This window comes from Croceibacterium atlanticum (assembly GCF_001008165.2).
In the GTDB taxonomy this organism is placed as follows: Bacteria; Pseudomonadota; Alphaproteobacteria; order Sphingomonadales; family Sphingomonadaceae; genus Croceibacterium_C; species Croceibacterium_C atlanticum.
The window spans coordinates 163680-177558 of sequence record NZ_CP011452.2 but is presented as its reverse complement, the minus strand read 5'-3'; the positions used below and the strand labels follow the sequence as shown (position 1 = coordinate 177558).

Sequence of the window (13879 nt, the reverse complement as noted above, 5' to 3'; positions counted from 1 at the left end):
AATGAAGGATTTCGCAGCCTCCGAGGATCCGGCGGTTCAGGCCCAGCTTGACCGTCTGGCCCAGCTTTCGCTGCCGCAGGGCCGCATCGGGCTGGAAGTCGTCCATGAATTGCTGCGCCTGCTGGGCGATCCGCAGAACCGCCTGCCGCCCGTTTTCCATGTGGCCGGGACCAATGGCAAGGGTTCAACCTGCGCTTATCTGCGCGCCATTCTGGAGGCGGATGGCAAGGTGGTCCACACCGCCACCAAGCCCCATCTGGTCCGCTATAACGAACGCATAAGGCTGGCCGGCGAACTGGTTTCGGATGCGGAACTGGCCTCACTGCTCAAGGAAGTTCTCGATATCGGGGAAAGCCTGGGGCCGAGCTTCTTTGAAGTCACCACTGCGGCGACTTTCCTCGCTTTTTCGCGCCATCCGGCCGATGCCTGCGTGATCGAGGTGGGCCTTGGCGGCCGCCTGGATGCGACCAATGTCATGGAACGGCCCGCCGCCTGCGGCATCGCCACGCTGGGCATTGACCACGAAGCCTTCCTGCTGGTGCCGGAACCCGGCGCGCCGGAAGAGCCAATGGTGCGAATCGCCTTTGAAAAGGCAGGTATCGCACGGCCCGGATCGCCGCTGATCACGCAATCCTATCGCGAAGACATGGCGCTGGAGATTGAACGGATCGCCGGTCTGGCTGGCGCCCCGCTGCATATGCGCGGCCGCGACTGGTGGGCCGAAGTGGGCCAGGGCAAAAACGGGACGATCGAATATCGGGACCGTTTCGGGGAGCTGACGCTGCCCCTGCCCGCTCTGCCCGGCCGCCACCAGGGCGATAATGCCGCACTGGCCGTGGCCCTGCTGCGCCATCAGGACGAGGTGAACGTCTCCCCCGCTTCCATGGCGGAAGGTATCCGCACCGCGCGCTGGCCCGCACGAATGCAATTGCTCGGCCAGGGGCCGCTGTCCGCGCTGGTCCCGGGCCGCGAAGTATGGCTGGATGGCGGCCATAATGTCGATGCCGGCCTCGCCCTTGGCCGCCATTTCGCGGAAACGGATGGCCTGCACCTGATCATCGGCATGCTCTCCAACCGCTATCCTGACGCGATTCTCGATCCGTTGAAGGGCAAGCTCAAGACGATCACCGCCGTCCCCATTGACGGCAGCGATGCCCATGGCGCGGAATCCTATGCCGACAAGGCAGTGTGGGCGCCCGATATCATGACGGCGTTGAAGAACATCCCCGATGACGGCCTGCCGGTCCTGATCGCAGGATCGCTCTATCTGGCGGGCAAGGTCCTGCAGAAGAACGAGGAAGTGCCGGACTGATTGCCGGTTCCGATCCGTAAATTACGGATCGGACCGCGCATCCCCTTCGCCCACTTCGCCTGCCGTTCCCATGGCCGCATCGACCAGCCCGGTGCGCATCATCCACCAGAACAGCACGATGCCGGGCACGGCCAGAAACGTCGTCAGGACGTAGAAATTCACATAGCCCATCGCTTCTATCAGGCTGCCGGCAGTCCCGGCGGTCAGCAATCGGCCGACCGCGCTCGCAGCGGCTGAAATCAGCGCATATTGGGCGGCGGTGAACCGCAGATCGCATAAGGCGGAGAAATAGGCGACCACCACGATGCCGCCATATCCGCTGGCGAAATTCTCGAACCCGATGGCCGCCGCCATGCCGATATTGGAATGGCCGGCCATCGCCAGCAGGGCAAAGCTGGCATTGGAAATGCACATCAGCACCAAAGCGATCAGCACCGCCTTTTTCAGGCCCAGCCTGGAATAGAGAATGCCGCCAACAAACACGCCGATGATCAGCGCCCAGAACCCGACGCCGATATCGTAGATCGCGATCTCGTCATTGGAGAAACCCAGATCGTCGAACAGCAGGCGGAAAGTCAGATTGGCCAGCGTATCGCCGATCTTGTGGACAAGGATGAACAGCAGGACGAGCCAGGCCCCTGAACGGCGGAAGAATTCGACGAAGGGACCGGAGATCGAGTTCCAGATCTCTCCGAATCCCTTTTTCTTCGCCACGAATTGCCGACGCGGAGGCTCTCCCAGGACCAATGCGGTAATCATGGCCGGCAGAGCGAATATCGCGCAGGCCATATAGGCGATCGACCAGCCATATCGCGCGGCCAGCACCAGCGCGAGAGCACCCGCCGCCGCAGCCCCCACTCGCCAGCCATACTGGCTCATCCCCGATCCGGTGCCGAGCTGATAGGGTTTCAGCGTTTCGATACGATAGGCATCGATCACGATGTCGAATGTGGCGCCCGCCAGGCCCACCAGCACCGCCGATGTGGCGGTCCAGGCAATATCCGCCCCCGGATCCACCAGCGCCAGATTGAAAGTGGCAGCGATCACCAGCAGGCCGGCCACGACCATCCAGGAAACGCGCTGTCCCAATGCGCCGATAATCGGCAGCCTGACACCATCGACCACCCACGCCCATAAGGGTTTGAGATTGTAGACAAAAAAAGCCAGCGCAAAGGCCGTGATCGTCGATTTGTCGATCTCGTTCTGGGCAAGGCGCGTGGTCAGCGTTGCGCCGATCATGGCGAAGGGGAAGCCGGAAGACACGCCGAGGAAGAAGGAGGCGAGCGATTCCTTCTCCAGATAGGGGTGCACCGATTCCCAGAGGCTGCGCCGTTCGGCTGGGATCGACTGTTCGCTCGGCTGGTCCATGCGGCCCTTTCATTATTCGGGATCGTCCGTCCGGTTGGCCCGGCGGAACCCGATTTGAACCCGCATCCTAGCGGCAGGAGATTCCGCGGGAAAGCCTGCCGCGCAATCCTTTCCGCCATTGGTCTCGGTTGGCAAAACGTCACGCCCGCTATGAAACCTCGCCGCGCACCGCTATGGCGCGGGCATGTCAGAAACCGAGCCCGGCAAGGGCGACCGAATAGCGAAATTGCTCGCCCGTGCGGGCGTGGCCAGTCGCCGCGAAGTGGAACGCATGATTGCCGACGGGCGTATCGCGCTCGACGGGAAGGTGCTGGATACGCCGGCAACCATACTCACCGGCCTTCGGGGCGTGACAGTGGATGGCAATCCCGTGGCCAAGCCGGAACGAACGCGCCTGTTCGCGTTCCACAAACCGGCGGGGCTGATCACGGCAGAGCGTGACCCGCGCGGAAGGCCGACGATCTATTCGGCTTTGCGCAATTCGCTGCCGCCCGGCACTCCGCGGCTGATGCCGGTGGGCCGGCTCGATCTCAATACCGAAGGCCTGCTGCTGCTCACCAATGATGGAGAGCTGAAACGCGCGATGGAACTGCCTTCATCCGAAGTGCCGCGCACTTATCGCGTGCGCGCATTCGGCGAAGTCACGCAGCCGCAGCTGGAAGACCTGTTTGACGGCATCGAGGTGGACGGCGTGAAATATGGCCGGATCGAAGCCAATCTGGAACGCCGCAGCGGCCGCCAGCACTGGATCGAAATGAGCCTGACCGAAGGCAAGAACCGCGAAATCCGCCGCGTGCTCGAACATCTCGGTCTCAAGGTCTCGCGCCTTATACGCACTGCCTATGGTCCTTTCGAATTGCTCGACCTGCCCAAGGGCGCCGCGGTGGAAATCCGCAAGGAAGATCTCGAACGTTTCCGCTCCTCCCTGAAGAAGGGGAAGCGCGGATGAGGATCATTGCCGGCGAATGGCGCCGCCGTCCGCTGAAATCGCCCCCAGGCGATGCCACGCGGCCCACGGCAGACCGCACGCGCGAAACGCTGTTTTCCATGCTCGCCAGCCGCCTGGGCACATTCGAAGGGCTGACGGTCGCGGATTTGTTCGCCGGATCGGGCGCGCTCGGGCTGGAGGCGCTTTCACGCGGGGCCGCGCATTGCCTGTTTGCGGAAAACGATGCTGCCGCTCTCCGTTCGCTGCGCGCCAATATCGCCGCCTTGCGAGCCCAGCCGCAATGCGATGTGCGCGCAATATCGGTGATGCAGCTTGGCAAGGCGCCCAAGCCGGTGGACCTGATCCTGCTCGATCCGCCCTATGGCAGCGGGGCCGGCGCAGTGGCGCTCGACAAGCTGAATCGCCTCGGCTGGATCGGCCCGGCCAGCTGGATCGCACTGGAAACGGCCCGGGGGGAGGATGCGAATGTGCGTTCCCTGCAAGTTGAGGCAGAACGCGAAAGCGGCGCAGCGCGAATCACGCTTCTGCGCGCGCCCGAACCGGAAGGCTGATCGTTACCCCGGACTGCTGCGTCAGCTGCCCGGTTCGCCTGCATCTTCGGCCTCACCCGGAGAAATGCACTCGTCCTGGATATCGCCGCCGCACACCGGATAATCCCTGTTCAGCGCAGAAGCGGGCGGCGGCCCGTAATTGTTGGGGATAGTATAGGTGATCGTCGGCCGTCCTTCGAACTCGCTCGGGTCGAGCGTGGCCAGCTTGTATTCGATCTCTCGCCACACCTGTTCCTGCTCTTCAGGCCGCAATCGCATGATCCCGCGGACCTGTTCCTGGGACAAGATCCAGAAAGCCTCCCACTGCATGGCGGGCAAGGTCCAGAAATATTCGCGGAGATCGGACGGGAGCCTCTCGTAAGAGGCTTGTTGGGGGGCTGGCCAGCTCTCCACGATCGCCTGCCGCTCTGCCAGGACTTCGGTGGATGGAATATCCGCCTGCGCTGCAAGCGGCGCACCACCCGCCCCCAATGCCACGGCGACGGCGCCGATGAAGATCGTATTTCGCATGAATAGTCCTCCTTGGCAGAACCCTCTTTCCAGACAGACGGCCTGTTCTCCGGCTGGTTCCGATCCCTGGCATGGCTCATGCTTGCGCGCATTGCGTATGTTCCCTAGCTGTTCGCTGTGAACGATACGCCTCTGCCCTCGCCCATGACTCCCCCGGAAGCTGCCCCCGCCTGGCTCGACGGCCTGAATCCGCCGCAAAAGGAAGCCGTGCTGACCACGGATGGCCCCGTGCTCATGCTGGCCGGTGCGGGCACGGGGAAAACCGCGGCGCTGACTGCGCGGCTGGCCTATCTGATCCGATCCCGCCAGGCATGGCCGAGCGAGATCCTGTGCGTCACCTTCACCAACAAGGCCGCGCGCGAAATGCGCCACCGTGTCGGTCAACTGATCGGGGAAGCGGTGGAAGGGATGCCCTGGCTCGGCACTTTCCATTCGATTTGCGCCAAGATGCTGCGCCGACATGCAGAACTGGTCGGGCTGGAAAGCAATTACACGATCATCGACCCGGACGATCAGCAGCGCCTGCTGAAACAATTGATCGCGGATCAGAAACTGGATGAAAAGCGCTGGCCCGCCAGGCAGTTGGCCGGATTGATCGACCGCTGGAAGAATCGCGGTCTAAATCCGGAAGACCTCGACCGGCTGGAAAATGAAAGTTACGCCAATGGCCGCGGGCAGGAGATGTACAGGCTCTATCAGGATCGGCTGAAGAGCCTGAATGCCTGCGATTTCGGCGATCTGCTGTTGCACATGCTGAATATCTTCCGCCGCGATAGGAGCGTGCTGGCGCAATATCAGCAGCGCTTCAAATATGTGATGGTGGACGAATATCAGGACACCAATGCCGTCCAGTATCTGTGGCTCCGGCTGCTGGCGCAGGAACGGAAGAATATCTGTGTCGTCGGGGATGATGACCAGTCGATCTATTCGTGGCGCGGGGCCGAAGTGGCCAATATATTGCGCTTCGAGAAGGATTTTCCCGGCGCGAAAGTGATCCGGCTGGAACAGAATTATCGCTCCACCCCCCAGATTCTCGCCGCCGCCTCCGGGCTGATCGCCGCCAATAGCGAGCGGCTGGGCAAGACCTTGTGGACCGAACTGCCGGAAGGGCAGAAACTGCGCATCGTCGGCGTGTGGGACGCGCCGGAGGAAGCGCGCCGCGTGGGTGAGGAGATCGAGCGGCTGGAACGCGAAGGCGCACCGCTGGAACAAGTGGCGATCCTTGTCCGGGCCCAATACCAGACCCGCGAATTCGAAGACCGTTTCATCCAGATCGGCCTCAATTACCGCATCGTCGGCGGCTTCCGTTTCTACGAACGGGCCGAAATCCGCGATGCCCTGGCCTATCTGCGTGTAATCGCCCAGCCGCAGGACGATCTCGCATTTGAAAGGATCTACAACCAGCCAAAGCGCGGGCTCGGGGCCAAGACGCTGGAAAAGATGCATGCCCATGCAAGGCGGCAGGGCCTGCCGCTGGCAGCCGCGGCGCTGGATCTGGCGGATACGGACGAACTGCCCGCCCGCGCGCGCGGGACGATTGGCGCGCTGATGGGCGATTTCCTGCGCTGGCGTGAAATGGCCGAAAAAGTCACTCCGTCAGAACTGCTGCGCACCGTGCTGGAGGAAACCGGCTATGACGCGATGCTGAAAGCGGACCGTTCCACCGAAAGCGCGGGACGTGCGGAAAACCTCGTCGAACTGGCCCGGGCGATGGAGGAATATGAAACGCTGGGCGATTTCCTCGAACATGTCAGCCTGGTCATGGATAATGACGCGGCCGATGATGAGGAAAAGATCACCATCATGACCATGCATGCGGCCAAGGGGCTGGAATTCGATCATGTCTTCCTGCCCGGCTGGGAAGAAGGCGTGTTTCCCAGCCAGCGTTCGCTGGATGAAGGCGGGCTGGCCAGCCTGGAGGAAGAACGCCGCCTTGCCTATGTGGCGATCACCCGCGCGCGCCGCCGCTGCACCATCTTCCACGCGGCCAACAGGCGGATTTACGGCCAGTGGACCAGTTCCATCCCGTCTCGCTTCATAGAGGAACTGCCCGACGAGCACGTGGAAGTGGAAAGCACGATGAGCGGGGGTGCATCCCTGTGGCGCGCGAACTGGAGCGAGCAGGAAGATCCCTTTGCCCACGTTTCCCGCGACCGGCCCGAACGCGCCCGGTCGCGCGGCCCCGGCTGGCAGCGCGCACTCAGCACGGGATATGATTCCACGCCCAAAAGGCTGAAGGAGCCGGGCCGCAGCGCCGCCAGTTTCGCCGCCAAGCCACGCGGCGACATCGCCATCGGCGCCCGCGTGTTCCACGACAAGTTCGGCTATGGCACAGTGACCGATCAGGAAGGGAACAAGCTGGAAATCGAATTCGAAAACAGCGGCACCAAGCGGGTGATCGACAGTTTCGTAAAACTCGCCTGAAGCTCTTTCTGCCGGGAGAAAGAGCCATGGAAGCTTGATCCTCTGACGGGTCCCGTGTTTCCTGCGGTGCAGCCCCACGCCAGCTGATGTCCCGCCCGGAAAACCGCACAGGAGAGGCCCTTGCACGCCGGAATACCCTATCTGCGCGAAGTTCTGATCTTCCTCGCCGCAGCCGGGCTGATCGTCCCGCTGGTGCGGCGGCTGCGGATCAGCCCGGTGCTGGGTTTCCTGTGCATCGGTTTGCTGATCGGCCCCTATGGGCTCGGCCGCCTTACCTCTCTCATTCCCAGCCTCGAACTCGTCGTCATCACCGAGACGGAAGGGATCGAGGCAATCGGCGAACTGGGCGTCATCTTCCTTCTGTTCAGCATCGGGCTGGAAATGTCGTTCCGCCAGATCTGGAACATGCGGCGCGATGTCTTCGGGCTCGGTTCCGCCCAGATTGTGGTCAGCGCAGTGGCCATTGGCGGCACTGCCTATTGGCTGGGTGTGGACATACCGGCCGCCATTCTGCTCGGGCTTTGCCTGGCCCTGTCTTCCACCGCCATTGTCATGCAATTGCTGTCCGAACAGCTCCGCCTGAGTTCCACAGCAGGACGAGCGACATTCAGCATATTGTTGATGCAGGATCTCGCCGTGGTGCCGATATTGTTCCTGGTGGGCATATTCGCGAGCCAGGGCGGCACGGGTGCCGTTGCCGGGCTGATTGCGCTGGTGGAAGCAATCGCCGTAATCGGGGCAATCTTCCTTGCCGGACGTTTCCTGGTCCGCCCCCTGCTGCGCTATGCAGGCGGCAGCGGCAGCCAGGAATTGTTCATGGCCTGCGTCCTGCTGCTGATCATCGGAACCTCGGCCGTTACTGCCGTGGCTGGCCTTTCCATGGCGCTGGGTGCCTTTCTTGCCGGCCTGCTCTTTGCGGCGACCGAATACCGGCACCAGATCCATAACGATATCGAACCGTTCAAGGGCCTTCTGCTCGGCCTGTTCTTCATTTCGGTGGGCATGCAGCTCGATGTTACAGCCGTCTGGGACCAGGCCGAATATGTGCTGCTTGCCGCATTGGGGCTGATCGCACTGAAGGCAGCCATATTGTTCCTGCTCGCACGCATCTTCCGCCATTCCACGGCGATTGCAGCGGAGATTTCCATACTTCTTGGCGAAGGCGGGGAATTCGCGCTGGTTGCCGTGGCTGCCGGGACGGCGGCCGGGGTGATATCGGTGGGCGTGGCGCAATTCGTCGTGCTTGTCGTCGTCGTCACCATGTTCACCGCCCCGCTGCTTGCCGCGCTGGGGCGCCGGGTGGGGCAGAAACTTTCCGCAGCACATGCCATGGATATTGCCGGTCCGGATGCGGAGAATGCTGACCGGCGCGTGGTTATCGGCGGGTTTGGCCGCGTCGGCCGGGCCATCGGCAAGATACTGGAAGATCAACGCATTCCCTATCTGGCGATAGATAGCGATGCCGATCTCGTGGCGCGGGAACGCAATGCCGGCCTGCCGATCCATTACGGCGATGCCAGCAATGACCGCTTCCTGCGCGAAATAGGGATCGACACGGCGATCGCCTTCATTTCAACCATGGATCGCCGCGCCGGGGCCGAAGCAGTGGTAAGCGCGCTGCACAAAGCCCATCCGCATCTGCCGATCTATGCCCGCGCGAAAGACCCGGCCCACGCGCGGGCCCTGAAAAATTGCGGGGCGGAAATGGCGATTCCGGAAACGACCGAGGCCGGTCTGCAGCTTTCCGAAGCCGTGCTGATTGCCACCGGCATTCCGGATGAGACGGCGAACGCAATCATCGAACAGGAACGATCGAATATCTGAAGATCGCGCAAGTGGCAGGTTTCCGCCAAGCGCACTTTCCTGCTCCCGCGCCGCCAGCTGATTCCGGCAGCCAGCTCTTTGCGAGGTCGGGTCTGGGCCGCCCTCTGGCAGAGGTCTGCCCATATTAGTGGGAGGGGCGCAATCTGTCCGGTCCGGCCAGGTCAGCCCAACCGTCCAACGCGCCGTCTGAATCAGACACACGAAATCAGCGAACGCCCTGCGGCGCCCGCTTCATTCACGCGACAATCGGAGGCGGTCAGCCCGCTGAAATATTGAGGAAATCGGGGATCGGGCCGTTCCATTCGCCCGGCTTGCCCGGTTGCGCGGCTTCCTGAGCCGGCTCCGTGCGGCGCGGCTTGCGCGCTTCACGCCTGGGCTTCGCTTCGGCCTTGGCTTTCGGCTCGGCCCTCTCTCCGGCCCGGGGTGTGTCGTCAGACTTGCTTTCGGACTTGCGGCTGCGGCTCCGCTTGGGTTTGTCCGCAACAGGCTTGCTCTCGGCGGGCGCCTTGTCGCTTTCCTGTTCCTTGCCGTCGCCATCGGCGAACTCGAAGACGGGAATTTCGATGCCGGTCAGTTTTTCGACATTGGCAATGGCTTCGGCGTCTTCGGGGGTCACGAAGGTAAAGGCACGTCCCTTCGCCCCTGCCCGGCCAGTGCGGCCGATCCGGTGAACGTAATCGTCCGGATGCCAGGGCGTGTCGAAATTGAAGACATGGCTCACGCCTTTCACGTCGAGACCGCGCGCGGCCACATCTGACGCGACGAGGATGTTGATCTCCCCGCTCTTGAACAGGGCGAGTTCCGCCATGCGGCTCGACTGATCCATGTCGCCATGGATTTCACCTGTCGCGAAACCGTGGCGCTTCAGGCTCTTGTTCAGATCGCGCACTGTCGTCTTGCGATTGGCGAAAACGATCGCCGTATGCACATCGTCCGTCCGCAACAACTGGCGCAACGCCTCGCGCTTCTTGCGCGGCGTCACCTTCACCTTGAACTGGGCGATATTGATATTCGCCGTCGCCGGGCGGGCAACCTCGATATATTTCGGATTGGTCAGGAAGCGGTCGGCCAGCTTCTTGATCGGTCCCGGCATCGTCGCCGAAAAAAGCAGCGTCTGCCGGTTGGTCGGCAATTTTTCGCAGATGGATTCGATATCCGGGATGAAGCCCATGTCGAGCATGCGATCCGCTTCGTCGATCACCAGCAATTCGCAGCCGGTCAGGAGGATCTTGCCCCTCTCGAACAGATCCATCAGCCGGCCCGGAGTCGCGATCAGCACGTCCACGCCTTCGTCCAGCGCCTTGACCTGATCGCCCATCTGCACGCCGCCGATCAGCAACGCCATCTTGAGATCGTGATTGACGCCGTATTTCTCGAAATTTTCCGCGACCTGCATGGCCAGTTCGCGGGTGGGCGCCAGGATCAGGGATCGCGGCATCCGCGCGCGGCGGCGGCCGGCGGCCAGAATGTCGATCATCGGCAGCACGAAGCTCGCCGTCTTGCCCGTGCCCGTCTGCGCGATTGCGATCAGATCCTTCATCATGTGGACCTGCGGGATCGCCTGCGCCTGGATCGGCGTAGGCTCGGTATAGCCAGCGGCTTCAACCGCTTGCAGCAATTCGTCAGAGAGGCCGAGATCGGCAAAATTCATATGGTGTGCAATGTCCGGGTCGGGAGCGGGCGAACCCGCAGCTTCTGGTACGGCACCATAAGGTACCGCCATGATCGTCGCGCCCTATGCACTCACGGGTGCAAGAGTCAAGGAAACGCAGGCGTAAAGTCTAGTTTGAAATGGCGACCAGGCGGTTAAGCTGCTTCAGCTTGCAGGCCGAACCGGCGCGCGATTGCAACTGGTCACGCCCGCTGCAAAGTTGCCCGTCATCATTCCGTTCGACATAGAAGCCGGAATAGAAATCCTGCGCATTACAGGCCCGTTCCAGCGCGGCGGACAGGATCCGCCGATCCCGCATGAACAATAACAGCCGGTTTTCATTAGCCGGCTGTACCCCTGCGATTGCGGAAATCGGCACGCAGTTCTGGATCTTCTCTTCCTGATAACGCTGGGGCATCGGCCGGCGCGGCAGATCCGCCAGCAAACGGTCCCGCGCATGTGCCGGGCCTGGTGCAATCCGGATGATGACGCGTTGTTCGATGCGCACCTGGTTCTGCCGGGGCGTCCGGCGGGCGCGCTCCATGGTCAGAACCGGATCCGGCAAGGACTGCATCGCCAGCGGCAGATCGGCCCCGGCCTGCGATTTTTCGGCCAATAGCCGCGCAGTCTGCGGCGCCGCACTGTCTGACACAGCGATCGGCAGCAGCAGAGCCAGGGGAGCTATGAAGGCGGCAAGGCTGTTCATCTGGAGCAGTGCTTCGTTGCTCGGAACCGCATCATGCAATCCCGCAGCGCCCTCCTTAATCCGCGCGATTGAATGCTGGCTTAACTTGCCAATTGACCTTTGCAACCCTCTGCCGCGACTGGCAAAGGCAGCAGCATGGCACAGACAGAGGAATTTCTCGCCGCAGCCCGGGATGCACTGGGCGAACGCGGGCTGACCACCGATCCCGAACTGCTCCAGCCGTGGCTGACGGACTGGCGCGGCCGCTTCACCGGCAAGGCGCTCGCCCTCGCCTCGCCCGGTTCGACCGAGGAAGTCAGTCAGCTGATGAAATTGTGCACCCGGTTCGGCATCCCCATTGTGCCGCAGGGTGGAAACAGCGGGATGTCCGGCGGCGCCACGCCCGACGATACAGGCCATGCCGTCCTGCTCTCGCTTCGCCGCATGAATGCGATTCGCCGGGTCGATGCCGACGCGAAAGAGGCCGTGTGCGAAGCGGGCGTGATCCTTCAGACCCTGCATGAGGCGGCGGATAAGGAACAATTGCGCTTTCCCCTGACCCTGGGCGGCAAGGGGTCCGCCACCGTTGGCGGGCTGATCGCGACCAATGCGGGCGGATCGCAGGTTCTCCGGCACGGATCCATGCGCGCGCAGGTTCTGGGGATCGAAGCGGTTCTGGCGGATGGCAGCGTGTTCGACGCGCTGGTTCCGCTGAAGAAGGACAATCGCGGCTTCGACCTGAAACAGATGCTGATCGGGTCCGAAGGGACGCTGGGCATCGTGACCGCGGCCACGCTCCGCCTGCTGCCCGCAGTGGCGGAACGTAGCGTGCTGTGGATCGGCCTTGGCGATGTGCGCGATACGCGCAAGCTGTTCCTTCATGCGGACCGGATGGCCGGGGACGCTCTCGAAGCCTTCGAAATCCTCCCCCGTCACAGCCTGGAAGCAGTGCTGAAGCACACGCCTGATGCGCGTTCCCCGTTGCAGGGCGATCACGAATGGCACGTATTGATCGAACTGATAGCGGACGCGGCGGGCGCCGATGCCCTGCCCGATCTGGCCCAGAACCTGCTGGAAAGCGCGTTTGAAGCGGGCCTGGTGGAAGATGCCACCATCGCCGCAAATGAGACGCAGGCCGAACAATTCTGGACCCTGCGCGATGAAATATCACCGGCAGAACGGGCACTCGGCCCCGCCATGCAGCACGATATTTCCGTACCCGTTGCGCGAATGGCCGATTTCGTGGCCGAAGCTGTCCCGCTGGTCGAACAGAAATTCCCCGGCTGCACCGGCATCGCTTTCGGCCATCTGGGGGACGGTAATGTGCACTTCCACGTCCTGTCCCCGCCAGGTTCCGAACGCGGGACCTGGGAAGCTGGCGAAGGCAAGAAAATCAGCGCCTTCGTGCACGATCTGGTCACGCGATGGGACGGTTCCATCAGTGCCGAACATGGCATCGGCCAGTTGAAGGTGGATGAACTTGGAAGGCTGGGCGACCCGGTGCATCTGCACATGATGCGGGCGGTGAAACAGGCGCTCGATCCGAATGGCCTGCTGAACCCGGGGAAGCTCGTCCCGCCTTGCGCGTGATCGGCTCCCCCGATAAAGCGCCCCGAATTCGATGCGGGGGCTTCCTCCCGCGACCGCATTACAGCCAAACCGGAGAGTGATAATGGCCAGTGCGCCGCAAGCCCAACTGCCCCTGTTCTACAAAGACCTGATGCCGCTCAACAGCCGCGATCATGCCAAGTGGCATGCCCGCTCTGTCGATCGTGCAGGATGGGTCGGCAATCAGCACGCCATCCCGCTGACCGTGGACGAATTCGCCCAGGCACAGCGCGATTTTCCGATCGTCTTTTCGGCCGGTGATAACCCGGTGCCGCTGGCGCTGATGGGCCTGAATGAAGGCATCAATGTCTTCTTCGACGACGAGGGCAAGGCGCTGGAGGATTTCTACGTCCCGGCCTATATCCGTCGCTATCCGTTCCTGCTGGCACGGCTTGACCCGAATTCCACCAATATGTCGCTGTGCTTCGATCCGACCAGCGATCTTCTGGGCGAGTTCGAGGAAGGCCACGCCCTGTTCGATGGCGAACAGGCGACCGAGCATACACAGAACCTGCTGCAATTCTGCGAACGCTTCGAAGAAGCCGGCCAGCGCACCCAGGCCTTCATCGACGAGCTGAAGAAGCACGAACTGCTGATGGACGGCGAAGTTTCGATCCAGCGCAACGACAAGCCGGATCAGCCCTTCATCTATCGCGGCTTCAAGATGGTGAACCAGGAAAAGCTGCGCGAAGTCCGCGGCGACCAGCTGCGCAAATGGAATGAAAGCGGCCTTCTGCCCCTGATCTTCGCCCATCTGTTCTCGCTGGACATGATGCGCGTCGTCTTTGCCAAGCAGAGCGCGCAGGGCAAAGGCCCGGGTGCCGCGAATAGCGGCGATGCATCGCTGAATGCCGCCCCCGCCACCAACTGATCTGCCATAGGATCCGGGCCTGCCTTCATCGGGCAGCGTCCGGCGAAAAACACCAAGGCCCGGCGTGTCACGGATGTGGCGCGCCGGGCCTTGAACATTGGCGGTTGGCGATTAAATTGCACGCGT

Annotated in this window: 11 protein-coding genes; 7 read left to right on the top strand and 4 right to left on the bottom strand. The window is 62.4% G+C overall.

What is annotated here, in order from left to right:
• Position 1 precedes the first annotated feature (1 nt).
• A complete protein-coding gene (locus WYH_RS00905) occupies positions 2 to 1312 on the top strand; it encodes a bifunctional folylpolyglutamate synthase/dihydrofolate synthase (RefSeq protein WP_046902329.1) in 1311 nt (436 codons plus the stop codon).
• Between the two features lie 21 nt (positions 1313 to 1333).
• Here the strand turns inward: WYH_RS00905 and WYH_RS00900 are convergent, their stop codons facing one another.
• The gene (locus tag WYH_RS00900) at positions 1334 to 2680 is read right to left on the bottom strand and encodes an AmpG family muropeptide MFS transporter (RefSeq protein ID WP_046902328.1); all 1347 of its coding nucleotides are present in this window, start codon (positions 2678 to 2680) and stop codon (positions 1334 to 1336) included.
• 184 nt (positions 2681 to 2864) lie between these two features.
• On the opposite strand from WYH_RS00900, the gene WYH_RS00895 reads away from it, so the two are divergent.
• Complete coding sequence (locus WYH_RS00895) at positions 2865 to 3629, top strand: pseudouridine synthase (protein WP_046902327.1); 765 nt, start codon at positions 2865 to 2867, stop codon at positions 3627 to 3629.
• The gene (rsmD, locus tag WYH_RS00890; RefSeq protein ID WP_046902326.1) at positions 3626 to 4180 is read left to right on the top strand and encodes a 16S rRNA (guanine(966)-N(2))-methyltransferase RsmD; all 555 of its coding nucleotides are present in this window, start codon (positions 3626 to 3628) and stop codon (positions 4178 to 4180) included. Before WYH_RS00895 ends, rsmD begins: the two co-directional genes overlap by 4 nt.
• Positions 4181 to 4201: 21 nt before the next feature.
• Here the strand turns inward: rsmD and WYH_RS00885 are convergent, their stop codons facing one another.
• Entirely contained in the window at positions 4202 to 4690 is a 489-nt protein-coding gene (locus tag WYH_RS00885) for a hypothetical protein (RefSeq protein WP_046902325.1), read from the bottom strand.
• Between the two features lie 144 nt (positions 4691 to 4834).
• Between WYH_RS00885 and WYH_RS00880 the strand changes: the two genes are divergently transcribed.
• Both WYH_RS00880 and WYH_RS00875 read left to right on the top strand, forming a co-directional pair.
• Positions 4835 to 7114 (top strand): ATP-dependent helicase, encoded by a 2280-nt coding sequence (locus tag WYH_RS00880; protein ID WP_046904673.1) that lies wholly within the window; start codon positions 4835 to 4837, stop codon positions 7112 to 7114.
• A gap of 120 nt (positions 7115 to 7234) precedes the next feature.
• The gene (locus tag WYH_RS00875; RefSeq protein WP_046902324.1) at positions 7235 to 8938 is read left to right on the top strand and encodes a monovalent cation:proton antiporter-2 (CPA2) family protein; all 1704 of its coding nucleotides are present in this window, start codon (positions 7235 to 7237) and stop codon (positions 8936 to 8938) included.
• Positions 8939 to 9194: 256 nt separating this feature from the next.
• On the opposite strand, the gene WYH_RS00870 is transcribed toward WYH_RS00875, so the two are convergent.
• Together WYH_RS00870 and WYH_RS00865 are read right to left on the bottom strand one after the other, a co-directional pair.
• On the bottom strand, positions 9195 to 10589 hold the full coding sequence (locus WYH_RS00870) for a DEAD/DEAH box helicase (protein ID WP_046902323.1): 1395 nt from the start codon (positions 10587 to 10589) through the stop codon (positions 9195 to 9197).
• Positions 10590 to 10719: 130 nt separating this feature from the next.
• The gene (locus WYH_RS00865) at positions 10720 to 11295 is read right to left on the bottom strand and encodes a hypothetical protein (protein WP_156320029.1); all 576 of its coding nucleotides are present in this window, start codon (positions 11293 to 11295) and stop codon (positions 10720 to 10722) included.
• 135 nt (positions 11296 to 11430) lie between these two features.
• Here WYH_RS00865 and WYH_RS00860 point away from each other — a divergent pair, with 135 nt between their 5' ends.
• Together WYH_RS00860 and WYH_RS00855 are read left to right on the top strand one after the other, a co-directional pair.
• Positions 11431 to 12864, top strand: a complete 1434-nt coding sequence (locus WYH_RS00860) for an FAD-binding oxidoreductase (RefSeq protein WP_046902322.1) — start codon at positions 11431 to 11433, stop codon at positions 12862 to 12864.
• Between the two features lie 82 nt (positions 12865 to 12946).
• A complete protein-coding gene (locus tag WYH_RS00855) occupies positions 12947 to 13753 on the top strand; it encodes a SapC family protein (RefSeq protein WP_046902321.1) in 807 nt (268 codons plus the stop codon).
• Positions 13754 to 13879: the final 126 nt, after the last annotated feature.

Bases quoted from the DNA above. Each gene is read 5' to 3' on its own strand.
- WYH_RS00880 (WP_046904673.1), top strand. From the start codon at position 4,835: ATGACTCCCCCGGAAGCTGCCCCCGCCTGGCTCGACGGCCTGAATCCG.
- rsmD (WP_046902326.1), top strand. From the start codon at position 3,626: ATGAGGATCATTGCCGGCGAATGGCGCCGCCGTCCGCTGAAATCGCCC.
- WYH_RS00895 (WP_046902327.1), top strand. From the start codon at position 2,865: ATGTCAGAAACCGAGCCCGGCAAGGGCGACCGAATAGCGAAATTGCTC.
- WYH_RS00885 (WP_046902325.1), bottom strand. From the start codon at position 4,690: ATGCGAAATACGATCTTCATCGGCGCCGTCGCCGTGGCATTGGGGGCG.
- WYH_RS00870 (WP_046902323.1), bottom strand. From the start codon at position 10,589: ATGAATTTTGCCGATCTCGGCCTCTCTGACGAATTGCTGCAAGCGGTT.
- WYH_RS00905 (WP_046902329.1), top strand. From the start codon at position 2: ATGAAGGATTTCGCAGCCTCCGAGGATCCGGCGGTTCAGGCCCAGCTT.
- WYH_RS00865 (WP_156320029.1), bottom strand. From the start codon at position 11,295: ATGAACAGCCTTGCCGCCTTCATAGCTCCCCTGGCTCTGCTGCTGCCG.
- WYH_RS00860 (WP_046902322.1), top strand. From the start codon at position 11,431: ATGGCACAGACAGAGGAATTTCTCGCCGCAGCCCGGGATGCACTGGGC.
- WYH_RS00900 (WP_046902328.1), bottom strand. From the start codon at position 2,680: ATGGACCAGCCGAGCGAACAGTCGATCCCAGCCGAACGGCGCAGCCTC.
- WYH_RS00855 (WP_046902321.1), top strand. From the start codon at position 12,947: ATGGCCAGTGCGCCGCAAGCCCAACTGCCCCTGTTCTACAAAGACCTG.